13 protein-coding genes are annotated in these 26405 nt (G+C 67.3%); 6 read left to right on the plus strand and 7 right to left on the minus strand.

Annotation, left to right across the window (positions count from 1 at the left end):
• Positions 1-19: 19 nt before the first annotated feature.
• Positions 20-1612 carry an FG-GAP repeat domain-containing protein gene (locus LuPra_RS27420; RefSeq protein ID WP_110173711.1) on the plus strand — a complete coding sequence of 531 codons (1593 nt, stop codon included), beginning with the start codon at positions 20-22 and terminating at the stop codon, positions 1610-1612.
• Positions 1613-1734: 122 nt separating this feature from the next.
• Here the strand turns inward: LuPra_RS27420 and LuPra_RS27425 are convergent, their stop codons facing one another.
• From LuPra_RS27425 to LuPra_RS27455, 7 genes are all read right to left on the minus strand, one after another.
• Entirely contained in the window at positions 1735-2604 is an 870-nt protein-coding gene (locus LuPra_RS27425; protein ID WP_157899754.1) for a sugar phosphate isomerase/epimerase family protein, read from the minus strand.
• Between the two features lie 84 nt (positions 2605-2688).
• On the minus strand, positions 2689-3909 hold the full coding sequence (locus LuPra_RS27430) for a tetratricopeptide repeat protein (RefSeq protein ID WP_110173713.1): 1221 nt from the start codon (positions 3907-3909) through the stop codon (positions 2689-2691).
• On the minus strand, positions 3906-5021 hold the full coding sequence (locus tag LuPra_RS27435) for a tetratricopeptide repeat protein (RefSeq protein WP_162472842.1): 1116 nt from the start codon (positions 5019-5021) through the stop codon (positions 3906-3908). The genes LuPra_RS27430 and LuPra_RS27435 overlap by 4 nt, the downstream gene beginning before the upstream one ends.
• 173 nt (positions 5022-5194) lie before the next feature.
• Complete coding sequence (locus LuPra_RS27440; RefSeq protein WP_110173715.1) at positions 5195-7315, minus strand: VWA domain-containing protein; 2121 nt, start codon at positions 7313-7315, stop codon at positions 5195-5197.
• Position 7316: 1 nt separating this feature from the next.
• On the minus strand, positions 7317-9566 hold the full coding sequence (locus tag LuPra_RS27445; RefSeq protein ID WP_110173716.1) for a VWA domain-containing protein: 2250 nt from the start codon (positions 9564-9566) through the stop codon (positions 7317-7319).
• Complete coding sequence (locus LuPra_RS27450) at positions 9566-10735, minus strand: tetratricopeptide repeat protein (protein ID WP_157899755.1); 1170 nt, start codon at positions 10733-10735, stop codon at positions 9566-9568. The genes LuPra_RS27445 and LuPra_RS27450 overlap by 1 nt, the downstream gene beginning before the upstream one ends.
• Before the next feature lie 204 nt (positions 10736-10939).
• Positions 10940-14458: a carboxypeptidase-like regulatory domain-containing protein gene (locus tag LuPra_RS27455; protein ID WP_162472843.1), complete on the minus strand. Its 3519-nt coding sequence runs from the start codon at positions 14456-14458 to the stop codon at positions 10940-10942.
• Positions 14459-14806: 348 nt separating this feature from the next.
• Here LuPra_RS27455 and LuPra_RS27460 point away from each other — a divergent pair, with 348 nt between their 5' ends.
• From LuPra_RS27460 to LuPra_RS27480, 5 genes are all read left to right on the plus strand, one after another.
• Positions 14807-16642 (plus strand): CRTAC1 family protein, encoded by a 1836-nt coding sequence (locus LuPra_RS27460; RefSeq protein WP_237050725.1) that lies wholly within the window; start codon positions 14807-14809, stop codon positions 16640-16642.
• A gap of 230 nt (positions 16643-16872) precedes the next feature.
• The gene (locus LuPra_RS27465; protein ID WP_110173720.1) at positions 16873-19809 is read left to right on the plus strand and encodes a tetratricopeptide repeat protein; all 2937 of its coding nucleotides are present in this window, start codon (positions 16873-16875) and stop codon (positions 19807-19809) included.
• A 143-nt stretch (positions 19810-19952) separates the two neighbouring features.
• A complete protein-coding gene (locus tag LuPra_RS27470; protein ID WP_162472844.1) occupies positions 19953-21515 on the plus strand; it encodes a CRTAC1 family protein in 1563 nt (520 codons plus the stop codon).
• Positions 21516-21679: 164 nt separating this feature from the next.
• Positions 21680-25312 carry an FG-GAP repeat domain-containing protein gene (locus LuPra_RS27475; protein WP_110173722.1) on the plus strand — a complete coding sequence of 1211 codons (3633 nt, stop codon included), beginning with the start codon at positions 21680-21682 and terminating at the stop codon, positions 25310-25312.
• A complete protein-coding gene (locus LuPra_RS27480; protein ID WP_110173723.1) occupies positions 25309-26310 on the plus strand; it encodes a nitrilase-related carbon-nitrogen hydrolase in 1002 nt (333 codons plus the stop codon). The genes LuPra_RS27475 and LuPra_RS27480 overlap by 4 nt, the downstream gene beginning before the upstream one ends.
• Positions 26311-26405: the final 95 nt, after the last annotated feature.

The following is a 26405-nucleotide window of genomic DNA, read 5'->3' on the forward strand; positions in this document are numbered from 1 at the left end:
GAGAGGCTAGACTGCGGTCATGCACCTGCGGCAGCGAACAAGACGGGCGGCGGCGCTTCGATGGCTGCTCGCCCTCGCATTGCTGGCGGGTGCCCCGGCAGTCTATCCGAGCCACCGCGGGCACGGCATCGGCCGCGTTGTCGCGAGCGCCGCCACGCAGAACCTTCCGGCCGCGACCGAGGCCGAGGCCCGGCAGCGCTGTGGCACCGTGTGCCACAAGTTCCCGCCCCCCGACATCCTGCCGCGAGCGGCGTGGCGTGACGAACTAGTGCGGATGCAGTTGATCGCGGACGGCGTCCCCGAGCCGGCCGGCAGGATGGGTGGCGGTAGCGCGATGATCGCCCTGCCCCCGGACATGCTGCGCATCCAGCGATTCTACGAGGGCGCCGCGCCGGATCTGCTCCCGGCGCACGCGCCCTGGCCGGGCACGGGCAGCGCACCCGTGACGTTCGACCGGCAACCGCTGCAGCTCGCGGGCCGACCCGGGCCATCACATCCGGCCGTCGCGAACGTACGGCTCCTCGACCTGGATGGCGATGGCCAGCCGGAGGTCGTGGCCTCGGACATGCGGGCGGGGCTGATCCTGGCGGGCACGCCCACCAGGGGCGGGACCCTGAAGATCATCGCCGACGACGTGCCTCATCCCTCGCACATCGAGCAGATCGACCTCGACAAGGACGGCCTGCAGGACCTGCTGATCGGTGACCTCGGCTCGTTCCAGCCCGCCGATCACACCAACGGCGCCATCGTGTGGTTACGGCGGAACAAGGACGGCTCCTACAAGTCGTTCGTCCTCGCGGACAAGCTCGGTCGCGTGGCGGACGTACGCGCCGCTGATTTCGATGGCGACGGCGACCTGGACCTGGTGGCCGCGGTGTTCGGCTGGCGGCGCACCGGCAGCCTGATCCTGTTCGAGAACCGCACGAGGGACTGGAAGGCGCCGCAGTTGCTCGCCGCCGAACTCGATCCACGCCATGGCGCCATTCATGTGCCGATCGCCGATCTGAACGGCGACGGCAAGCCCGACATCGTGGTCCTGTTCGCCCAGGAGCACGAGACGGTCGCGGCGCTGATCAACACCGGCAAGGGCACGTTCCGGACCGAGACGATCTTCGCGGCGCCACACCCGAACTGGGGCTCGTCGGGCATCGAGTTGGTCGACGTCGACAAGGACGGCGACCTCGACGTGCTGTACACGCACGGCGACACCTTCGATGACTTCATCCTCAAGCCGTATCACGGCATCACACTGCTCGAGAACACGGGCACCTATCCGTACGTCGCGAGGTCCATCGCCGCCATGCCGGGTGCGCATCGGGCCATGGCCGCCGACTTGGACAGCGATGGCGACCTCGACATCGCCGCCGCCGCGATGGTGCCCGGCGGTGGTGGACCGGCCGAGACGACGCTGCCCGCGGTGGTCTGGATCGAACAGACCGCGCCGTGGACCTGGGCCAGGCACACGATCAAGATGGGCACGCCTGCACACGCAACACTCGCCGTCGGCGACGCCGACAGCGACGGGCGCCCCGACATCATCGTCGGGGATTTTGCGTTCGGGCCGCCGATGGATGGAATCGTCGACGTCTGGAAGAACCGCGGCAAGCGGTGAGAATTGCAGAAGTTCAGAAGTTCAGAATTTCATCACCACTGCCAACCTTCCAAGCGCCCGCCTCCGGCATGGAAATTCGTGAAATTCCGAAAGTCTGAAATTGTCCCGCGACGACCCTGAGCTCAGGCCAGCGTGGCGGCGATGCCTCGCATGTACGAAAGCGACTCGAGCATGCCAGGGACGGGATCGTCGGCATTGATCTCGTACTCGAGTGACACGTGGCCCTGGAACTTCGTCCGTACCAGTTCCTTGAACACCGCGACGACGGGCAGGATGCCGCGACCGACCTCGACCTGGCTGTCGCGGCTGGTGCCGTCGGCAAGATCCTTGATGTGCAGGTCGAGCAGGCGCGGCCCGGCGAGGGCGATCGTCTTGACCACGTCTGCGCCAGCACGGGTGGCGTGGCCGATGTCCATGCACACGCCGACACGCGGGTCACGCTTGTCGATCTTCTTCAGGACGTCCGAGGGCGCCGGCCACCACGGATCTTCGGTGCCGTGGTTGTGGATGGCGGCCTTGATGTCGAACTCCTTGACCATCTTCTCGAGCAGGTCGAGGGTGTCGGGCGCTGGTGAGCAGACCACGAGCGGCATCCCCGCCGCTTTCGCGTATTCGAAGTCCTTGCGCATCCCCGCCTCGTCGGGGGTCTTCCACGTCAGCGTGCCTCCGCCCATGATCGTGATGCCGGCGTCCTCGAACTCCTTCCGAGCGGCGCGGATCTGCTCCGGCGTATCCGTGCGCGCCAGGTGCACGTCCTTGATCGTTACGTACTTGACGCGGAGTTGCTTGAGGGCAGCAATGGCCTTGTCACGCGGGAATTTGCGCAACGAGTAGGAGGCGACGCCGATCTTGAGCGGCAGCGGCCTGGGCGTTGCGGCGGCCTGCGCAGGGGCGGCGCCGGCACCCGCAACAGGCACCAGCGGCAGGGTGACCGCGACACCAGCCAGGTAAAGCAGCGAACGACGCGACAGCGAGGACGAGGACGATTGCACGGGCACTCCTTGAGTCATGGCAGGGCCTCACCGGATTCGGCGATGAGCCGAGAATACTCCAACCGGCGCGCCTGTACCGGGTCGCTACGGCGTCATCCCGCCGACGGCCGTCACGCCGTTGCGCTGTAGCCGCGACAGGCGATCGAGGCGCGTGAATTCCGCGCGAGCCTTCTCGGCGTCGGCGTCGCGACCTGCCCGGGCATACGCTTTGGCCAGCGTGAAGTACACCGTGGGACTGTTCGGCTCCAGACGCCGGCTTTGCTCGAGCGACGCGATCGCGGCTTGCGTATCGCCCGTCTCCAACTCGATCTGCCCGATGAGGCGGTGCGCAATGAAGTCGGTCGGTGCCAGGGTGACCGCGTCCTTCGCGTGCCGGCGCGCGGATGCGTAGTCGGCTCGCCTGATGTACTCGAAGGCCATCTGGATGTGCGACGGGGCATGCGCGGGCTGCACCGAGAGTTCCCGCTCGAACTCCTTCAGCGCCCGATCGGCATCCTCGCTCATCAGGAAGATGCCGAACGCGTAGTGCACGTTGGGCACGTCGGGATAGCGCAACGCGAGTTCCTCGAAGGCGGTCCGGGCCGCCGGCGCGAGACGCATCGCCATGAAGTAGCTGCCGCGTCCAGCCATCATCACCATCTCGCGCTTTTCCGGCGGTAACTCGGACGGCAGCAGTGGCATGCGCAGCGTCGCCACGCCGAGCGCCTCGATGATCTGCGGCGAGTCGTTGCCCTCGAGCGCGAACTCGCCGATGGTGTTCAGCGCGGGTTCGAACCGGCTGAGCCGCGTCATCGCGAGGCCCGCGTGAAACCGCGCCACCGAGCCGACCTCGGGGTTGCCGCTGACGCCGAGCGCCCTGGCCCTCTGGAGGTCGTCGAGCGCCTCGACATACTGCCCCTGCCTGAAGGTGCAGAGGCCGCGGAACGCAAGCGCGGCGCCGTTGTTCTTGTCGAGTCGCACGACGTGATCGAAGGCAGCGCGGGCGTCGCCCCAGCGCTCGAGGTCGTAGAGCGAGGTGCCGAGGTACCACCACGCATCGATCTGCCGGGGAGACACCTTCACGACCTGCCGGTACAGACCGATGGCACCTTCGAGATCGCCACCTTCGCGGGCCTTGTTCGCCTTCGACAGTGTCGCACTCGCCGCGCGTGCTGGCGCCGGGGCCTTCGCCGCGACGCTGGTCCCGCCCGCCTTGCCCGCGGGCGGCGTGCCCTCGTGTGTGGCGCTAACGGGCGGCGCTTGGCCCCACGCCGGCACCGCTGCCAGCGCGGCGACGAGTGCAGCGGTGATCCGGAGTCTCTTCATCGCGAACCCGATGCCTGTGCTGAACCGCTCAGCTTCGTGAACGCGGCGCGCTCCCGCTCCGCATCCTTCGGACGTCCCGCGCGTGCGTAAGCAATCGCTAGCAGGTAATGGGCCTGCGCACTCGCAGGTGCGAGCGTGACGCCAGTCTCCAGTTCGCCGACGGCCCCGGCAACGTCGCCGAGGCCGAGCAGCACCTGGCCCAGTGCGAGGCGCGGCGCGAATTCCTGCGGCGCGACCTGCACGGCCCCCTCCGCATGGGGTCGCGCCGAGGCAGCATCGCCCTGCTTGAGCAGTTCGGCCGCCAATTGCAGCCGCGCCGCGACGTGCCCTGGCGAAATCTCGAGCTCACGGCGCCACTGCGCCATCGCGCGTTGCGGATCCGTCGTCAGGAGAAACGTGCCCCACGCGTAGTGCACGTTCGGCGTTGTCGGGAACTCGGCGACCAGACGTTCCAGCAGCGCCGCCGCCTGCGCCGCCTGGCGCGTTGCCATGGCGACGCCCGCCTGACCCGCGAGCTGGACGAGACTTCTTGCCTCACCAGGGATCTCCGCAGGCAACATCGGCATTCTCAGGAGATTCAGCCCGAACGCCTCGACGACGCGTGGACTCTCCATGCCATCGGCCGGAAGTTCGACGAGGATCTGCGTGCCAGCCTCGAATTCACCGAAACGCGTCAGGAGGATGCCGGCGTGGTAGCGCACGACATCGGCGAGTTCCGGCGTCTGCTGGATATTGAGCTGACGCGCCTGCAGCAGGGCTCGCAACGCCGCGTCGTGCTCGCCCTGCGCGAACGCGCACAAACCCGTGAGCGCCATCGCACCCGCGTGGGTCGGCTGCGTTCGCAGCAGTTGCGCGAAGGCCGCACGAGCCTCGGCGTGTCGCTGCAACTCGTAGAGCACCGTCCCGAGATACCAGTGCCCCTCGTCCCACGAGGGCCGCAAGCCGAGCGCTTTTCGATAAAGGCCGACGGCATCCTCGAGGCGTCCCGCCTCGCGCGCCGCGGCGGCGGCGGCAGACAGCTGGGCAAACGTCGAGCGCGGCGCTGGGACCTGCTTCGGCTTCGCCGCTGCCTGGGGTGAGGCATGTGGAGCGGCTCCGGTGCGCGCAAGCACCAACAGGACGACGCACGCCGCGGCAGCTACCCGGCGAACGAGCCGGCCACGGCGGTGATGCCTCCTCCTCTCGAGCCTCATACCGAGTGCCGTATTTCGTATGCCGTAAGCCGTAAGCCGTAAGACCAATGACCAATGACTAATGACAAATGACAAATGACTGTGTATCGGCGTCACTGCGCGTGTGCTGGCGGCAGGATCGCAAACGGCTCACGCAGCTGGATCGTCCGCGACGCAGCCTCGTCGACAACGGTGAGCGTCAGCTCGTATTCGCCAGCCGGGAGTCCCTTCATCGACAGCCCGCCGAAGCGGCTGAGAGCGCCGTCGGGTGCGGGCGTGATCGCCCGCGGCTCGAGCTGCTTGATGATCGTGCCCGCAGCATCACGCACCTGGTGACCGGCGAGGATGCGCGCACCGCGCGGGATGCCGAGCACACTGAACTGGTAATAGACCGTCGCGCCGGCGGGGAACTCGCGCCGCGCGACGAGCACCGGCTTGGGAGATGCCGGCAACAGACCGGTTGGCGTCTCGATCGTGTCAGTGATGATAGGGGTCGTCACACGAAGCCCGTCGAGCGCTGGGACGTCGAACACGTGGGTCAGCGCGCCAATGCGGCCGTTGTTGCGATCGCGCACCGCGATCCGCGCCTGGTAGCGGCCCGGCGCCAGCGTGAACTCGCGCGCCAGCCCGTACCAGGCGTCCTCGCCGAGGCGGGTACCGAGCGGGAAGGTCATCTCGACCTGGCCGTCGTAACGCTCCGCAGTCGATGACTCGAGGTGCGTGGCTGCGATACGCAACTCGAGAACGTCGGTCAGCGCCAACGGCGTCGTGATGAACCCGAACGCGCGCAGGTCCGCTTCGATCGCCAGTGAGACCACGGCCTTGCCTGCAGTGGGACTGCCGAAGACATAGCTGGCGACGCGCAAGGGGATGGTATCGAGATCGTAGGGCGAGTCGGTCACCGGTTGCAGTGCGTCGTGGCCGAGTACGTCGGCCGCACGAGCGACGCGATCGCCGGTGACGTAGTAGCCCTTGCGGGCACGGACCGTCACTCCGAGCCGGCGCACCCGCACCTGCAGCTTGCGGTACGCCCCGTCAGCGCCCGGTCTCGAGGGCTGGAAGCCGAGCAGGTAGTAGGACGACAGTTCGCGAGAAATGCGCCCCAGTGCGGCGTTGAGGTCGTTGGCGTTGCGCACCGAGAATCCACCGGTGTCGATTGCCAGGTTCTCCGATCCCTGGACCTCCAGCTCGATCTGCGCATTCGCAAAGCCGACGTCGCGCGTGTCCAGGGGCGACCCGAATTGCGCCGTCGCAAACGCCGACCCGCTACCGATGCCCCGGACGTCGATGAAATACACCGCAACGTTGGCGCGTCGCGCCGCGTCGAGGACGTGACGGGCATCGATCTGCTCCTGGTCCTCGATGAGGCCGGCCGAGAACAACAGGACCGACTTGCGCCCACGGACCGCCTCGAGGCCCTCGACCATCGCCTTCATGGACCCGAGCGTGACCCGGTTACGTGCCATCAGCCGGCTGTAGACGTCGGCCGCCCGAATCGCCAGATCCTGCTGGATGACGCCGGCGTTGCCGCCTCGCTCCTGCGGCTGGAACCCTCGATCGCTGGCGAGATTGGTCGACTCGCGTCCGAGCTGTCGATAGTTGCGCCAGCGACGATCGACGCTGTTGGCCACGGCCTCGTCCTGGAAGACGTGGATGCGATACGCCTCGTAATCGGTGATGCGTTCGAACGTCGGCTCCGGCTGGAAACGGCCCTGCAGGCCCTCGGCGATGCGCAGGAGTTCGTCGCGCCCACCGGGTAGCCGTGCGTGCCAGCGGAGTGCGATCCCGGGCACCACGAGCGAGACCAGGTCGCCGTCGACCAACTGCACGCGGATGAACTGCGAGAGCGCCAGGCGCGCCTGCTCACCCTGTTCGCGCGTCAGGTGCAGGTCGTCGAACACGAGCACGAACGTGCGCGTCGCCGTGGCCTGCGCACCGACGTTGGTCGCGTAGGAATACCGGCCCGGCTTGCGTGCTGGCGTCGAGACGCCGCTTCCCGGAGCCCCTGTTTCCTGGAAGAACTCGACGCGTTGCGCCACGCCCTCGTCCAGGACCTCGAAATCGGCAGTGGTCAGACCCGTGACCGGCTGCCCGCGGTCGTCCACGACGACGGCGTCGACGGTGACCAGGGCGGTCTCGGTTCGAAAGCGCGGCTGCGTGCCTCCCGGCTGACCGAAGGCGACAGCGGGAACGAGGCAGAGGGCGACGAACCACGCCAGCAGTCGGACGCGCATGTCAGGGCACTATCGTGAAAGAGACGTCCGACGAGTTGGTTCGGCCGTCGAGCGTCGCCACCGCGCGCAGCACGTACGTCCCCGGCTCGAAGATCTTCGTCGGGAACGAAGCCACGTACTTGATCCGGCCGTCGCGATCGGGAGCCGGCAATTCCGCCGCCGAGCGGCCGATCACCGCGCCGCCGCGCTGGAACTCGAACGTCAGCGAGGGGACGCGGCCCCGATCCGGGTAGACGACGACGTAGGCCGACACCTGCGGGTTGGTCGCGCGCGAGATCGGCGTGTCGAGGCTGGGAACGATGCGCAGTTGGTCGGTGCGGAATGGATCCTCGACGGCATCTGGCTGTTCGCTGGCCGGCTCCACGCGCCTGATCACGGCGAGCGAACTCACGAGCGGCACGCTCGCGGTCGCGTCCGGCACGACGACCGTCATGGAGTGCACGCTGGAGCGCTCCGTCGTCTGATCGCGCGCCACGGCCAGCACCGAATAACGGCCGGGTGCGAGCCAGACCTGCCTCTTGAACACCAGCCGCCCGCGCTTGAGCGCCTCCACGCGTTCGAGTGGGCCTTCGAGCGGAAAAGAGTCGCTGAGGCGCTCGATGATCTCGTCCTTCTCGTTGCGCACGAGCGCCATCACCGTGAACCGCAGCGCGTATTTCTTCTCGCGGCGGTCCTCCTCGAACGTGAGCTGATCGAGCGGGACCTCGACGAGCACGGTGTGCTGCACCCCGCGCGGCGTCACGCCGAACCGGAACGTTGTCGCGCCGACCCGGAACGGCGTCGGCAGCGGCGTGGCCGATGCGGCCGCGAGCATCGGCAGCTCGTATGGCAGCAACGGCGCACCGTCTGTGGGAGGCAGCGCGAAGTACCCGCTGCGCGACTGTACGTCGACGCCGCGGCGGGCGACCCTCACTTCGATCTTCCTGAACCTGCCGTCGTATGTCGTGGTCGCGGGCGTGTAGGCGAGCTGGTAATAGGCGTCGAGGTCAGCCGAGACGCGGTCGAGCCGCTCGGCGAGGTTGTTCGAGTTGGCCACGAGGATGCCGCCCGTCTCCTCGGCCAGCATCTGCAGTGTGCCCTGCAGGTCCTTGTGCAGCGCGCCCTCGGCGGTCTCGGCGTTCATCACGTCCTCGACCGTCACCGGCTCGTTGCCGCGGGTCATCATCTGGCGCTGGCTGTTGCGCGCCGAGCTGTCGAGGGCCGTGCGGGCGCCCTCGAGCGAGCGGGCCGAGTCGAGACCGCGCGCGTCGACCGCGTAGACGCTGACGTTGGCGCGATTGGCCTCGCTGACGGTCGCACGGAAGACCTCCTCGAGATTGGGCGGCACCACGAAGCCTTCGGAGAAGAGCACCAGCGCCTTCCGGCCCTCCAGCGAGCCCTGCGCCTTGACGAGGGCCATGAGGGGAAACAGCGTCGACTGTCCACGCTGATCGATGTCTGCCTTCTCCACCATCAGCGCGACGCGCTCGAGGACCGCATTGACCGCGGCGTCGGCAGCGTTGGCGCCGATGGCCACCTGATCGGCCGCGCCGCCCACACCGGCACCGGGCGCCCGTCCGCCGACCTCGGCGGCTGCGACCGGTGGCGGCCCGGTCGTGGATCGACCCGTCGCGACCGTGTCCATGACAGTCTCGCGGCCGCCCGCGTGTGTTGCGGCGAGGATGCCGGCGCGGATCTCAGCAGGCGAGCGCGTGAACGCCTGTGCGTGCCACAAACGCTGATCGAGCCTGTAGATCGAGACCCACTGCCCGGCCGGCAACTCGCGTGCCGCGAACTGCAGCGCGGCGCGCCTCGCGAGATCGCGTCCGTTCTGCGTCAGCGTTTCGAAGACCAGCGTGATCAAGGTCACGCGGCGGAGCGGATCGGGCTGGCCCGTTGCCGCTTCCCTGGCCGTCACCAGGGGCGAGGTGCCCGATACCAGGCCGAACGCCTGGAGTTCGACCGGCTTTCCATCTTCGAGCACCTGCACCTCGTTCTGGCGCAGGTCGGTGATCGTCCGACCCTTCTTGTCGCGGACGACAACGTCGAGCACCACGGCCGACGTCGCGGCTCGGAAGGTCGGCGCGGGCTCCTGCGCCTCGCTCCTGGTCGTGGCCGGTTGTGGAGGTGGCGGTGATGCGGGCGCCTGCGCGGCGGTCACATTCACTCCTGTGGCCCACGTGAAGAGCGCCGTGATTGCGATGCCTGCGCTCGCCAGTGACAACGGCAGCCGCGACCACGCAGACGAGCGACGCGAAGAATCGGGGGCCATCACCGTGGTGGCGTCGCCGGCGGGACGGGCTGTGCAAGTGATGGCGCAGCACCTGGCTGGCGTGCCTGCGCCTGACGGTTGAGTTCGTCCACCACGGCTCGCTCCTTGTCGCCGAGGTCGCGTAGTTTCAGGCGGTAGTACACCGTGGCCAGCGACACACGCGCCTCGATGAAGGACGGTGCCTCTGCAGCGATCGCCTCCAGCATCGTCCTGGCGGCCTCGGTCTCGCCGAGCGACACATGGATCGCGGCCAACTGGAAGCGGACCGAGAGGTGACCGGGGCGCATGACGAGGGCCCGCTGCAAGTGTCCACGAGCCTTGTCGAACGCGAAGTCTTCCTTGGCCAGCATGCCGAGGAGGAGGTTGGCCTCGAAGTCGGTCGGATTACGTGCGAACTCGGCCTCGAGCTCACGGACGGCGAGATCGCGATTGCCGGTCTCGAGCAAGGCCTGCCCGTACAGGGTGTGCACGCCCGGGAGATCGGGATTGAGCTCGACGGCTCGTTTCAGATCCTCGAGCCCGCCAGCGAGATCCTGGACCGAGCGCTTGGCCATGCCCATGAGCACCCGCGCTTCGGCGGAGTCGCCCTTGCTCAGGATGCGGTCGATCAGCACCTGCCCTCGTTGCGGCTGATTCGTGCGCAGATACGCCATGCCGAGCAGGTAGGCGACGACGCGGTCGGCGTCGCGCGAAGCGGCGACAGGTTCGAGGATTGCGACGACTGCCTCCGGCTTGCCCAGCCGGAGCAGGCAGTCGGCCTGGAGATAGCGGGCCTGCAGGTTCATCGGCTGCGCGGCGACCACGGCGGCGAACGTCTCCGCCGCCTCGTCGAAGCGGGCAGCCTTGTACAACGCCAGGCCGAGGTTCAGGCGGATCGCCTGCTGCGACGGCGAGCGCTCGAGGGCCGCCCGGTAGGCGGCGACGGCCTCGTCGGTCCGGCCCAGGCGCGCCAGCACCACACCGAGGTTCGAGCGTGCCTCGACGTTGTCCGGGTACTGCTGCAGGAAGGCGGTGTAGGCCTCGGCGGCCTGCGCGAACTCGCCGGCCGTCTGCAGGGCGTAGGCGCGCGCAAACGCGGGCGGCGTCGCACCAGCCTGCGGGGCCTGCGCTGCCAGGGACGAGGCGGCCAGGCTCGCACACAACGCGAGGACCAGCACCGGCGATCTCACGACTTCCAGTGTAGAACGACCCCGCAAGGACGGAGGACGGAGGAACGAGGATGGAGGGAAGAACGAGGACAAGAGGATCGACGTAGATCGGCAAACCGAGGCGCCGAGGCCGGCCCGAGGAAGGACGAAGGGACGACGGCGATCCTTCGTCCTCGGTCCTCGTTCCTCCCCTCGGTCCTCCGTCCTCTCTCCTCCGTCCTTTCCTCAGAAGTAGTACTTGAACGCGAACTGGATGATGCGGCGGCCGTACTTGTTGTTCTGCGGCAGGATGCCGAAGTTGGGGTTGTCCAGGACGCCGTTCGTGTACTGCAGCTTCAGGTTGTTGGCGTCGAACAGCGCCCGCTGCGGGTGATTGAAGACGTTGGTGAAGGAGGCGCGGAACTGGAAGCGCTTCACCCCACCGAGGTTGAAGTTCTTGAACACCGCGAAGTCGTTGTTGATGTAGCCCGGCCCGCGGACGTTGGACGGGAAGATGTACGTGCCCAATTGTCCCGGTGCCGGCAGCGTGAAGCATGCGGGATTGAGGATCTGATCACCTGACAACCCAGTCGTCGGATCGCAGGTGAGCAGCGGCATCACCGCCATGTCGGGGCTGCCGCTGTAGGACTGGGAGCTGATGGTGTTTCCGCTGGCGTCGGTCCCGGCCAGGCCGAAGTTGGCACCGCCGGGCGAAGCCAGCGGCTGCAGCGGCGCGCCGCTGATGTAGGTCGACACCCCCGTCAACTGCCAGCCGCCCAGGATCGCGTTCATCAACGCGCTGTTCTCGACGTCGGGCAGCAGCCAGCTGTACCCGATATTGAAGACGTGGGTGCGGTCGTAGCCGAGTATGCCGTACGCAAAATCGCGTGGGTCGCCAGGCGGAATCACTACCGCCCCCTGGCCGCCGCCGCGAATGCCCAGCGCCTTCGAGAACGTGTACGATGCCGTCATGCTGAACTTCGACGTCTGCCGGCTCAACAGCGCCTGCAGGCTGTTGTAGTTCTGATACTGGTTGTGTCGCACGACGTTGAGCCCGCCGTACTGCGGCAGCGGCCGATACTGATTCGGGTCTCCGGTCGGATCGTTCAGCATTGCGCCGTACGGCACGTAGTTGATGTTCTCCAACCCGGAGTTCAGCAGGCGGTCGCTCTTGCTGCCCACGTAGGCCGTCTCGAGGTTGAAGCGCCATGGCAGCCGCTGCTGGACCGTCAGGCTCCAGCTCTGTGTACGCGGCTGATCCTCATCGTCACGCTGGATGGTGCCGCCTATCGTCGGGTTCACGTTCGGATCGACGTTGGAGACCTGCGACAGCGGCACGTTGAACGTGTTGGTGAACGTCACGCCATAGGGCAGGTCGATGAGCCCGGAATACGGGCCCTGCGCGTCGTGGAAGTTGAAGATGCCGTAGCCACCGCGCAGCAGCGTGCCGCCGCTGCCAGAAAGGTCGTAGGCAAAGCCGACGCGGGGCGCCAGGAACACCGGCTGGATGTCGACACCTGAGGTTGGCACGCTGCCGTCCCGAGCCGTCCACGTGATGCCCGGGAATTCGGTGGCCGGCGCACTGGCGTTGTACAGGGCCGGATCCCACACGGCCATGCCGACACCGTTGCGCTCGTACCACGCGCCGAGGTGCGACAGCCGCAAGCCAAGGTCGACGGTGAGCCGGCTGCTCACCTTCCAGCTGTCCTGCACGTACCCCTCGAAGATGTGGTACGCCATGTCGCGGACGATGTTGGGCGACTGCTCGCCATACTCGGCCAGCGTGCCCGTGAGCAGGTCGGAGAAGTAGTTGCCGGTGGTGCCGTTCGCCCACGGCGCAGGGATCAGGCGGCCGTTCGAGTCGCCGTTGCCGGGCTGGCTGTTGTTCACCCACTCGTAGTAGCCACCAATCTTCAGCGTGTGCGCGCCTGCGACTTTCGTGACGTTCTGCGCGCCCGAGATCAGCCACTTGGTCGCGAACAGCACCGGGTCGAAGCCGCCCGGGTTGAGCAGCGTCGGGCCATTGTCCCACCCGGTCATCGACGGAATCTGATCGAGGCCGTTGTTGCCGTAGATACCCGGCACGTTGTAACCGAGCGCCGCCCGCGACACCTTGCTCGGGTCACGGAACTGGTTCGGGAAATCGATGAAGGTCGTGGCAAACGTCGACTCGGACGTGAAGGTGGGACTGAAGATGTGCGTCAGGCTCACCGTCGATGAGTGCGAACGATTGGGCGCCGTCACCTCGGTCGGGTACGGCACCTGGTTGGCGTTGCGCCACCAGAGACCAACCGGGAAGTTCTGTTCTTCGGCCTGCAGGTTGTACCGCGCGAAGATGCGCGTGTTGTCGGTGACGTTCACATCGACGCGCGTCAGCCACTGGTGCATGTTCTGGTCGAGCTCGACGTTCTGGGCATAGTTGTAGCCCTGCGCGAGCGCCGGATCCACGTTCGGCAGCGGGAACAGGCCCATCAGCTGCTGCGCATTCGGGTCGATCTGGTTGGCGGGGATGACCCCGTTCACGAGGTTGTTGGGAACGGCGGCGGAGTACGCGTTGCCGAGGTTGGCAAAGGACGCCGTGTCGCGGAAGTCGCCGTTGCGCATCGCCTCGGTTGGCACCCACGACCGCAGCGTGCCCGTGTCGAGGCGCTGACGGTAGTACTCGTAGCCGGTGAAGAAGAAGACCTTGTCGCGGTTCTTGTTGAAGTCGGTGCCCGGGATCAGCAGCGGGCCGCCGATGTTGAACCCGGGATAGCCGAACTGGTTCTTCGGCTTGTTCTCTGCGCCGTCGACCTTGCTGATGCTGTTCAGGAACCAGTCGTTGGAGTTGAGCCGGTAGTCGCGGAGGTAGTAATAGCCCATGCCGTGGAAGTCACGGCCGCCGCCCTTGCTCACCACGTCGATGGTCACCGGGCCCTTGGCGTGCTCGGCGCCGAAGTTGGACTGCAGCACCTTGAATTCGCCGACCATGTCCGGGTTCGGGTTCACCGACGTCGCGCAGTTGCAGCCCGGGTCTGAGGCATGCGCGCCGTCGACGACGATGTCGAGTGCGTCGACGCGTGAACCATTGCCGGAGAAGTTGCCGACGGCGCTCTGCTGCCCACCCTCGCCATTGCCGTTGATGCCGATGATCTCGCCGCTGAACGCGGGGGCGTTGTTGGTGCCGCCGCTGCGCGGCGTCATGCCGGGCAGGAGTTTCAGGAGTTCTGCGGTCGATCGTCCGACCATCGGGATGTTCTGGATCTGCTCGGAGGTCAGGCGCGCGCTCTTCTCGCCCGAGTCCGTCGGCGCGATCTCGGGACGCGACACCACGGACACGGTCTCGGACAGAGTGCCGACAGTGAGCTGGATACCGGTGACCTGCCGGCGCTCGCCAAGGCGAATGGCGATGTCGGTCGCTTCCCAGCTGTTGAAGCTCTGCAACTCGATCTTGACGGAGTAGGTCGACGCTGCCACCGCGGCAAAGACGAATACGCCCTGCTCGTTGGTAACCGTGGTCTGCGCGGTGCGCGTCGACTGATCGGTGAGCGTGACCGTGGCGCCTGGGAGCACGCCACCCTGGGCGTCGGTCACGGTGCCCGACAGCGATCCGAACAGGGATTGCCCCGCGGCCAGGCCGTTGACGGCGACGAGCAGCGCCAGTGCCACCAGGACGGGCACGAGCCAGCGGCGTCGGGACGGGTACGGCGTACACGTCTGGATCGACGTGAACGGGGGCAGCCCGCAGAGCTGTCGAGGCCGCTCGTACATTCGGACTACGTGCATGGTCGCCTCGGACATGTGACGCACGGCGGGAACCGAATCCCGTCGTGCCGGATCACCGTGGTCTCACCACTCAAATTTTGCGAACGCACGCAGTATCGGGACCGGAAACACGAGATGTCAAGGGGATTTTGGCCTCGTGGGTGGTGCCAATGAACGTGGCGTTTCTGCCTCATCCACGAGACTAACGCAAAGTGGTCAAGCCACTGCGTGGATTTTTGGCTCAACAGGTCCGAATTGCACCAGAGGAGCGACGTCGTACCTGCGGCTTCCTGCCTCAGTCGAGGCGAGGAATTTTGGTTTTGTCAGGGATTTCGTACTGGTCTGGCCACGCGAGAGGTGGCCTGACCAGTGGCAACGCTCGACCAGCAGGCGGCGCGTCCTCACCCAAACCTATTAGCTCTCCAAGGCGAGTCAGCGAGTACCGAATCGAAGCAACTTCGGCCGGGCCAGGCCGTGGTACAACCCGTCGATATGCCTGATCTGTGGCTCCCGCGGTGGTCACGCCGCGAGTTCCTCCGCGTCGCCGGAAGCACCGCCGTTGCCGCGGCGTCGCCGTGGCCGGCCGCCCATGCCCAAGGGCCCGAGGCGACCTTCGAAGCCGTTCCGCCTGGCCGTAGCGGCATTACGTGGGTGCACGACAACGCCATGTCCGAGTTCCGGTACCTGCCCGAGACATGCGGATCGGGCTGCGCGTTCCTCGATTACGACGGCGACGGGTGGATGGACCTCTACCTGGTCAACAGCGGACCGGCCGACTTCTTCACCCCGAAGACGCCGCTGCGCAACGCGTTGTACCGCAACAATCGGGACGGGACGTTCACCGACGTCACCGAGAAGGCCGGCGTACCGGGCGGGACGTTCGGCATGGGCGTCGCGGTCGGCGATTTCGACAACGACGGCTTCCCCGACCTGTTGGTCACCGCCTACGGCAATTGCACGCTGTACCGCAACAACGGCAACGGCACGTTCACCAACGTCACCGACAAGGCAGGATTGCGCGTGCCGGGATGGACGACGAGCGCGGTGTGGTTCGACTACGACAACGACGGCCGTCTCGACCTGTTTGTCTGCAGCTTCGTCGAGTTCTCGCTCAAGACCAACGTCTACTGCGGCGACAACAAGCTGGGACGCCGGTACTACTGCATCCCGCGCGTCTTCAAGCCGTCGGCCTCGTTCCTGTTCCACAACAACGGCGACGGCACCTTCACCGACGTCACCAGGGGCACCGACATCCAGCGCGCCCTCGGCAAGGGCCTCGGCGTCGTCGCGACCGACGTCAACAAGGACGGGCAGCTCGATCTGTTCGTCGCCAACGACACGGTGCAGAACTTCCTGTTCATGAACCGCGGCGCCGGCAAGTGGGACGAGATCGGGCTGTCGTCGGAAGTCGGCTTCTCGGCCAACGGCCAGCCGCGTTCGGGCATGGGCGTGGACGCCGCCGACTTCGACCAGGATGGCTGGGAAGACCTGTTTGTCGCCAACGTCGACCAGGAGATGTTCTCCCTCTACAAGAACCGCGGCAACGAGTCGTTCCAGGACGTGGCCCACGCCAATGGCGTGGCGCAGTCGACGCGCCTGCTCAGTGGCTGGGGGCTGAAGTTCTTCGACTACGACAACGACGGTCACCTCGACCTGCTGCTCTCCAATGGCCACCCGGACGACATGATCGAGAAGTACTCGACGCAGGTGACCTACAGGGAGCCGCTGCTGCTGTTCCGCAACGAGGGTGGGCGTCTCAAGGACGTGAGCGCGAGCAGCGGCCCGGTGTTCAAGGAGCAGTTTTCCGCGCGCGGTCTCGCCGTCGGCGACTTCGACAACGATGGCCGCCTCGACGTCCTGATCAACAACAACGGCTCGGCACCGACGCTGCTGCACAACCGCGCCGGCCGTGACCACCACTGGATCGGGCTCACGCTTCAGGGCGTGAAATGCAACCGCGACGCGATCGGCGCGCGAATCAGCTGGTCGGTCGGCGGCAAGGTCACCCGCCGCTTCAAGACCGGCGGCGGCAGTTACCTCTCGGCGCACGATCCGCGCGAGATCCTCGGCCTCGGCACGGCGACGCATGTCGACTGGATCGAGATTGCCTGGCCGGCGCCGAGTACGCAGGTGGACCGCATCACCACCGCCAAGGTCGATGCCTACCAGAAGGTGGTCGAGGGCAAGGGGGTGGTCAACGGGTGACGAACGCCGAACGTTGAACGCCGAACGCCGCTCGAAAGAACGTTGAACGCCGCGTCTACGCGGAGTGTAGCCGCCGACCTTGGTCGGCGGTCAGTGATGCGTCGAGCAAGCTCGACGCCTACAGTGCTCCTGCGCTCCTGCGCTCCTGAGCTCCTGCGTCTGAAGCTCGCCACTAGTGCTTTCAGGTGACCAGCGACATCGCCAGGCGCCGATAAGCTGGGCTCTTCGACATGTCTGCTCAGCTCCTTTCCGGGCGCCGCGCGTGGTGGCTCGCCGGCTTCTTCCTGCTGCTCCTGAACAGCGCCTACCTCGGCGCATTCGCAACCGCGTCGGGCTTCTACTACGCGCAGGTGGCGCTGCACGTGGTCGGTGGCATCGTGCTCGGCGCGACGGCCCTGCGGTTCCTGGCGCGGCACCGCCGCGTGCCGGAGGGCTGGGGCGTCGCCATCGGTCCGCTGCTCGTCGCGCTTGCCACCGGGCTGATCCTCTCCTGGACCGGCGCGACCCGCCCCTGGCGCTGGCTCCTCTACACGCACATCGCGGCGTCGGTCCTCGGGACCGTGCCGGTACTCCTGGCGCTGCTGGTGAGGTCCTTTGGCCCGGGCTTCCGTGGCACGGCCGACGTCCGGGCGGCCCGGTTGCTGCGCGTCGGCGTGGCCGTCACGCTCGTCGCGCTGGTCGGCTCGGTGGCGTACGTGAGCCGCTATGGTGCGGTGCGCCGGGCGTCCTACCGCATCCGGAACCCGTCGATCGTGCCGACGTCGATGCGCGAAGAGGGCGCGGGTCCCGCAAGTCGGTTCTTCCCGTCATCGGCCAACACCGACCGCAACACCGTGATCCCCTCGAACTTCTTCATGACGAGCAAGGACTGCGCGCGGTGCCACAAGCAGATCTACGACGAGTGGAACGAGTCGGCGCACCATTTCGCATCGTTCAACAACCAGTGGTACCGGAAGTCGATCGAGTACATGCAGGACATGGTCGGCACGACGCCGTCCAAGTGGTGTGCCGGCTGCCATGACCACGCCGTGTTCTTCAACGGCCGCTTCGACACGCCGATCAAGCAGCAGATCGACACGCCGGAGGCGCAGAACGGGCTGAGCTGCACGTCGTGCCATGCAATCACGCACGTGGGCAGCTCGATGGGCAACGGCAACTTCGTCATCGAGTACCCACCGCTGCACGACCTGGCGGTCAGCGGCCAGCCACTGCTCCAGTGGACGCACGACAAGTTGCTCGAGCTCGACCCGCAGCCGCACCGCGAGACGTTCCTGAAGCCGTTCATGACCGACCAGACGCCCGAGTACTGCAGCAGCTGCCACAAGGTGCACCTGGACGTGCCGGTCAACGGCTATCGCTGGATTCGCGGCTTCAACGACTACGACAACTGGCAGGCGTCGGGCGTGTCGGGCATGGGCGCACGCGCCTTCTACTACCCCGCGAAGTCGGCCGGCTGTGGCGACTGTCACATGCCGAAGGTCGCCTCGACCGACCCGACAGCCAGGGACGGCAAGCACAAGAGCCACCGGTTCGCGGCCGCCAACACCGCGTTGCCGTTCGTGAACGGGCACGCGACGCAGCTGAAGGCCGTCCAGTCCTTCCTCAAGGACGGCCAGGTGAGCATCGACATCTTTGGTCTCGTGCGCTCGTCGGCGGGCACGGCTGGCGAGGAACGCGCGGTTGCCGGCAGCGAGCCGCGTGCCGCCAGCACCTTCGCCGTCGGTGAGGAGTCGATCAACTTCGGCGCGAGCACGGCGGTACTCAAGCCGGCGCTGCCGGTGGTGGCGCCGCTCGACAAGGTCACGCCGGCCGTTCGGCGCGGCGAGTCGGTGCGCCTCGAGGTCGTGGTGCGCACGCGCAAGGTCGGGCACTTCTTCCCGGGCGGCACCGTGGACGGCTTCGACGTCTGGGTCGAGCTCGAAGCTGTCGACAGCAAGGGACGCACGATCATGCACAGCGGCGTCGTCGCCGACGATGGCAAGGGGCCGGTCGAACCCGGCGCGCACTTCTACCGGAGCCTGCTGCTCGACGCCAGGGGCAACCCGATCAACAAGCGCAACGCCTGGTCGGCGCGATCGGTCGCGTACGTGCGCCTGATCCCGCCCGGCGCGGCCGACACGATCCACTACCGTCTCGACGTACCCGCCGACGCGGGTGACCGGATCACCCTCAAGGCGAGGCTGAACTACCGCAAGTTCGCCTGGTGGAACACGCAGTGGGCGTTTGCCGGCGTGCGCGACCCGGCGCAGCGCGACGCGAGCATCGGCCGCGACCACGACAGCGGTCGCTGGCTGTTCACGGGCGACACGTCACACGTGCCGGGAGGTGTGAAGGCCATCCCCGCGATCCCGATCACGGTGATGGCCGAGGCGACGGCGACGCTGCAGGTGGTCGGCGCGACCGATCCCCTCCCACCTGACGCGCCCCTGGTACACCAGAGCGTGCGCGAGCGCTGGAACGACTACGGCATCGGCCTCCTGCTGCAGGGGGACCTCAAGGGCGCGGAAGCGGCGTTTCTCAACGTGACTCAGGCCGAGCCCGGCTATGCCGACGGCTGGGTCAACGTCGCCAGGGCCCGCATCAACGAGGGAAACGTCGATGGCGCCGGTGAGGTCCTGAAGAAGGCGCTTGCGATCAACCCGGCGCTGGCCAAGACCCACTTCTTCGTCGGCCAGACCGCCAAATCGCTTGGCAACTACGACGATGCGATCACGCACCTGCGCGAAGCCGCACGCCAGTTCCCACGTGATCGGGTGGTGCGCAACCAGCTCGGGCGGGTGCTGTTCCTGAAGCGGCAGTATCCGGAGGCCGTCAGCGAGTTCAAGGCAGCGCTCGATGTGGACCCCGAGGATCTGCAGGCGCATTACAACCTGATGCTCTGCTACCAGGGCATGGGCCAGCAGGAACTCGCCATGCGCGAGCGGACGTTGTACGAACGCTTCAAGGCCGACGAGGCGTCGCAGGCGATTACCGGCGACTACCGCCGCCTGAACCCCGACGATAACAACGAGCGGCAGGGCGTGCACGAGCATCGGCAGGCGTCCGCGTGGCCCGCGGGTGGTAGGGACGGCTCTCCGAGCCGTCCATCTCCAAAGAGCCATCCTTCACCCGCGGAGACCGCACGGACATGGACCGCTCAGAGAGCGGTCCCTACCTCGCAGAAATGATACGTAACTCACTCCTCACACTCTCTCTGGCGACCTTCGCGGTCGCGAGCGTCGGTTCCCTTGTGCACGGTCAACCGTCCAGGGCCAGGGGCCCGGCGTCCCCGGCGCTCGTCGCCTTTACCGATGTCACCACGAGAGCCGGCGTGACGTTCCGTCACACCAGCGGCGCGTTCGGCAAGAAGTACCTGCCCGAGACCATGGGTGCCGGCGTCGTCGTGCTCGACTTCGACAACGATGGCCACCAGGATCTGTTCTTCGCCAATGGCAAGGCGTGGCCGGGACGCCCGCCGCTGCGCAGCCTGCCGGCGCTGTATCGCAGCACCGGCGCCGGCACGTTCACCGACGTCACCAGGGCAGCAGGCCTGGCCTTCGAGGCGTACGGGATGGGCGCGGCGGCCGCCGACTACGACAACGACGGCTTCGTCGACCTGTTCGTGACCGCCCTCGGCGGCAATCGCCTCTTCCGCAACACCGGCAAGGGCACCTTCGAGGACGTCACGCAGCGCGCCAGCGTCGGTCGGGTCGGCTTCTCCACCAGCGCGGCCTGGTTCGACTACGACAAGGACGGCCGGCTCGACCTGATCGTCGCCAACTACGTGCAGTGGCAACTCGAGAAGGACATCCATTGCACGCTCGATGGCAAGACGAAGTCGTACTGCACACCGGAGAGCTACAAGGGCGAGACGCCGTTTCTCTTCCACAACCTCGGCAACGGTACGTTCGAGGACGCGACCACGAAGGCCGGCCTGAACGATCCCGCCAGCAAGGGGCTCGGCGTCGGCCTGCTGGACTACAACGCCGACGGCTATCTCGACGTGTTCGTGGCCAACGACACGCAGCCCAACCGGCTCTATCGCAACACCGGCAAGGGCACGTTCGTGGACGAAGCGGTCACCGCCGGCGTCGCCTTCAACGAAGCGGGCGTGGCCCGCGCCGGCATGGGTGTGGACGCGGCCGACTTCGATGGATCCGGGCGCCCGGGACTGCTGATCGGCAACTTCTCCAACGAGATGCTGTCGCTCTATCGCAACGAAGGCAACGGGCTGTTCATCGACGATGCGCCGACATCGAGCCTCGGACGCGAATCGCTCCTGTCACTGACCTTCGCGTGCTTCTTCTTCGATGCCGACAACGACGGCCTGCTCGACATCTTCACCGCCAATGGGCACGTGGCCGACGACATCAATCGCGTCCAGCCGAAGGTCACCTACGCGCAGGCCTCGCACCTGTACCGGAACGGCGGCAAGGCCCGTTTCTCCAACGTCGCTGCCGGTATCCCGGCGCTGATGACGCCGACCGTGGCGCGCGGCGCGGCGCACCTCGACATGGACAACGACGGCGATCAGGATCTCATCGTGACGGTGAACAACGGCCCGGCGCGCGTGCTGCGCAACGACTCCGCCGGTGGGCGCGCACTGCGGCTGTCGCTCGTCGGCGTCAAGTCGAACCGTTCGGCCATCGGCGCCGAGGTCCGCGTGACGACCGGCGGCGCGACACGGATCGGGATGGTCAAGACCGGCTCGAGCTACCTCTCGCAGAGCGAACTGCCGCTCACCTTCGGGCTCGGCACGGCGACCAGGGTGGAGCAGGTCGAAATCCGCTGGCCGAGCGGCCAGGTCGATCGTCTCGGCCCGCAGGACGCCGGCCAGACGCTCGTGGTCACCGAGGCCAAGGGCGTTACACGCCGCGTCGCGTTCGGACGATAACCACCTGTGGTCTGCTTCGTGAGGTCTCAAGTCTCAGGTCTCAAGTCTCAGGTCTCAGGTCTCAAGTCTCAAGTCTCAGGTCTCAGGTCTCGGGTCTGAGGTCCAGTCCCGCCTGAGACCTGAGTCCTGAGACCTGCCGTTTAGGCTGTAGGCTACGAGAATCGATGATGCCCCAATCCCTGATCCTGCTTGCCGGCGTGGTCACGCTCGGCGTCGTGCTCACGGCGCAGCCAACGTCCTCACCGCGCGATGTGCGGGAGCGGGCCTGGCAGGCCAACAACCTCGGCGTCGCCTATCTCGAGCAGTTCAACTATGCGAAGGCGGCAACACAATTCGAGGCAGCGCTGACCATCGACGCTGCCTTCGTGCCGGCGCGCGTCAACCTCGCGATCGCGCGCATGTACGAGCCGGACCTGCCGGCCGCAGTCAAGGCTGCGACCGCTGCCGCCGAGGCGTCATCGGCGCCGCCGCACGCCACCTTCGTGCTCGGGCTGATTGCCCGCAGCGAGAATCGCGAGGAGGATGCGCTAGCCGCATTCCGGCGCGTGCTGCAGGCGGACCCAGACGATGTCGCGTCGCTCGTGAACCTCGGCCAGCTGCTCCTGCAGCGGCGCGCCTACGCGGAGGCCGTTCCCGTCTTCGGCAAGGCGGTCGAACTCGAGCCCTACAACGTCTCGGCGCTCTACAACCTCGCGGTCGCCCAGACCCGCGCCGGCCAGCGCGAACTCGGGGCCGCCACGACAGCAAAGTTCCAGGTGCTGCGCGAGACGGGCTACGGCACCACGTATTCGAACACCTACATGGAACAGGGCCGGTACGCGGAGGCCATCCTGTCGACCGGCGCCGAAGCTGACGTCGCGCCAACCCCGACGGCGCTGACCTACGCCACCGCCGGCCTCGCATTCGGGAGCGGCACGTCTTCGACGGTGATCGCCGCCGGAGATCTCGATCACGACGGGCACAGCGACTACCTCGTGGTCACCGACGCAGGCTTCGACGCGTACGTGAACACCGGGGCCGCGCCGCGTCGGCTGCGGTCCGCGTCGTGGCCGTTACCTGCGGCATTTGCGCCCCGCGGCGCGATCGTCGCCGACACCGACAACGACGGCAAGGCGGACGTGTTGCTGCACGGACGCGGCGGCATCGCCCTGTGGAGGCAGAAGGCCGGCGCCAGCGGTACCGCCATCGACTTCGAGGACGTCACCGCCCGGACCGGCATCATGACCGCACTCGACGTCAGGACTGCGGCACTCGTCGATCTCGACCACGATGGCGATACCGACCTGGTGATCGGCGGTGCGAACCGCATCGACGGATCGCCAGCCCCCCTCGCCGCCTGGCGCAACAACGGCGACGGCACCTTTGCCGACATCTCCGCGAACGCGCTCCCGGCGCAGGAACCGCTGGTGGCCCTGGCCCTCATCCCAACCGACGTGGACATGCGCCGCGACATCGACCTGCTCGTGCTCGGCGAGGACGGCCGCATCCGTTTGTGGCGCAACATGCGGGACGCCTCGTTCCGCGAGGTATCGACCACTGTGGGACTCGACGCGCTGCCGCCGGCGGCGACGATCGCCGTCGGCGACGCGACCAAGGACGGCTTCCCGGACATCGCGGTGAGCGCCCGCACCGGCAGCAGCGTCCTCGCCGTCGGCGCATCGAACAATCGCTTCACGGCCAGGCCCTTCGACGCGCTTGCCGCCGGTGCGCTCGCGGCGCAGATGGTCGACGCCGACAACGATGGGCTACTCGACGTGGTCACCCTCGCCGCCGATGGCGTCCGCGTCGCGCGGCAGGCCGCCGGCGGCGCGTTCGAGGACATCACCGGGCGGACGGGATTGACGAACGCCGAACGCCGAACGCCGAACGCCGACGTGTCCGCCGTAGTCTCAGCGAAGGCGGAAGACCGACTTGTCCGCCGTAGCCTTGGCGAAGGCGGACTCCCGACTCCCGACGCCCTTGTGCTGCTCGATGCCGACCTGTCCGGATCGATGGACATCGTCACGGTACGCGCCGGCAAGGCGACGCTGCACCTGGCCGGGGGCGTCGCCACGCCGGGCTTCCACGTCGCGCTGACCGGACAGGTGAGCAACCGCGGTGGCATCGGCGCGAAGGTGGAGATGCGGGCCGGCAGCCTGTGGCAGAAGCTCGAGACCTCGGCCGCCTCGCCGGCGGCGGCGCCGGCCGACATCCTGTTCGGGTTGGGCACGCGGCCCGCTGTCGACGTCGTGCGTGTGCTGTGGCCAGCCGGCATCGTGCAGGCCGAGCCGATCGGTGCCGACACGCAGAAGAAGCGCTCGCTCGAAGTCGTCGAGCTCGATCGGAAGCCCTCGTCGTGCCCGTATCTCTACTCATGGAATGGCGAGCGCTTCGAGTTCGTCACCGACTTTCTCGGTGGCGGCGAGATGGGCTACCAGGTCTCGCCTGGCGTCTACAGCACGCCTGACCCGGAAGAGTTCGTCCGCATCCGCGCCGACCAGTTGCGGGCGCGCGACGGCCGGTACGAGTTGCGCGTGACCAATGAACTCGAGGAGACGCTGTTTCTCGACCACCTGTCGCTCGTCGCCATCGATCATCCAGCCGGGACAGACGTGTACCCACGCGAGGGCCTGGTGTCGTCACCGGCGGCCGGGCTGCAGGTGGAGACGCTGCGCGAGCGTCGTCCAGTCCAGCGGGTGATCGACGCGTCCGGCCGCGACGCCACCGCCAACGCGGCTCGCACCGACCGCACGTTCGTCGACGGCCTGCCGCTTCTGCCTGTGCGCGGCTACGCGAAGCCGCACGGCATGACCCTCGATCTCGGTGCGGCCACGCCATCGCGTGGTGCCGTGCTGCTGCTGACCGGGTGGACCGACTATGCCTTCTCGAGCGACAACATCGCCGCTTCGCATGCCGGCCATGCCCTGCATCCACCATCGCTGCAGGTGCGCAACGGCAATGGCGAGTGGCAGACGGTAATCGAGGAAATTGGCGTGCCGGTCGGCCGTCCGCAGACGATCGTGGTCGACCTCACTGATCGCTTCCTCTCCGCGAGCCGCGAGGTCCGCATTGCCACCAGCATGCGCGTGTACTGGGACCAGGTCGAGATCGCCACCCGCTATGCGGAATGCGGCAATGCCGAATGCGGGAGTGTCGAGAGCGTCGGCAAGTCGGGTCAGTCACCAGGTAGGGCCGATGACGGTAGGGCCCGCTCTCCTTGGGCGCCGAAGCGCGTAGCGCGAAGGCGGCCGAGCCCGGCCCAAGGCGTGGACGACAATCACATCGTCGTGACCCGCGTGCCCGCGTCGAGCGCCACGCTTGGTTGGCGTGGCTTCTCCGAGATGACCTCGCCCCGGGAGCCTCTCACCTTCGACTACAGCCGCGTGACCGCTATCTCCCCATGGAAGCAGATGCCGGGACGCTATACGCGTGAGGGTGACGTCGGCGCGCTCCTGCAAGCGGTCGACGACCAGTTCGTCGTCTCGCGGCCCGGCGACGAAGTGTCGCTCGCCTTCGAGGCCACGGCGTTGCCGACATTGCGCGCTGGCTGGACCCGCACGTTCCTCCTGCACGGGGACGGGTACAGCAAGGAGATGGACATCAACTCCGCGAGCCCGGACCAGGCGTGGCCGCTGCCCTCGCATCGGATGACGCGCTACCCGGCGCCGTCGTCCTGGCCCGAGCCGGCCTGGTTCACGCGGTACAACACGCGGATCGTCGGTCGTCAGGTGCCGCGCCTCGCCGGAGTGCCTCCCGGCCGTCTTGTCCGCCGTAGCCCTGGCGCAGGCGGAAGCCTTGGCGAAGGCGAGCTGCGATGACGAGCTCCCGCCTGCGATACGCGGCCGCGGCGTGCCAGACCGACCTGCCCAATCCGCGCACACGCGACGAGATGCGCGGGAACACCGACCGCATGATCGCGATGATCGATGCGGCGGTGATCGGCAGCCAGCCGTTCCTGCCGGTGCGACTGGTGGTGTTCCCCGAATTCGCGCATGCCGCTCCGGCCTATGCGAGTGTCGAATCCCTGCTCGAACACCTCGCCGTGCCGATCCCGAATGAGCACACGGATCGGCTGGTGCAGCGGGCCCGCCAGCACGACATCTACATACAGAGCGGGTCGATGATCGAGGTCGATCCGCGTTGGCCCGGAGTCGTGTTCAATACGACGTGCCTGATCGGCCCGGACGGCATCCTCACCAGGTACCGCAAGGTCAACCCGTGGATACCGTTCGAGGTCCACGCCAGCCCTCACGACATCCCCGGCTACGACGAACCGCTGTTCCCCGTGGCCGATACACCGATCGGCAAGCTCGGGTGCGCCATCTGCTACGACTGGCTGTTCCCCGAAGCCATCCGCCAACTCGCTGCCAACGGTGCGGAGGTCCTGATCCGCGTGTCTGCCTACATGGACCCGTGGGGCGCGACCGAGCCGATGAACTGGTGGACGCTGGTCAACCGCACGCGTGCACTCGAGAACATGGCGTACGTCGTCGCGGCCAACCAGGGTGCGAGCCTCGCGCACTATCCGCCGTATTCCTGGCCCGGCGGCAGCCAGGTCGTGGACTTCGACGGGAGGCTGCTCGCAGAAGCCTCCCCCGGCCCCGGCGAGCGCATCGTCGTCGCGCCGATCGACATCGACGCGATCCGTCACGAGCGTGCCACGCGCACCGGCCACCACATGCTGGCGCACCTGCGGACGCCCGCATATCCGGTCTACCAGCAACCCGGCTTTCCGCCCGCCGGCGTCGAGTCAGCGATTACCTACGAGTCGAACATCGCGCGGATCCAGCAGCGCAAACAGAGGATGGATCCGTGACGGCCGATGTCCGAAGGTAGGGACCGCTCTCCGAGCGGTCCACATCGACACCTCGAGGGCAGCGGTGGTGAGTTGGACGCCTCGGAGAGGCGTCC

Source organism: Luteitalea pratensis (assembly GCF_001618865.1).
Classification (GTDB): Bacteria; Acidobacteriota; Vicinamibacteria; order Vicinamibacterales; family Vicinamibacteraceae; genus Luteitalea; species Luteitalea pratensis.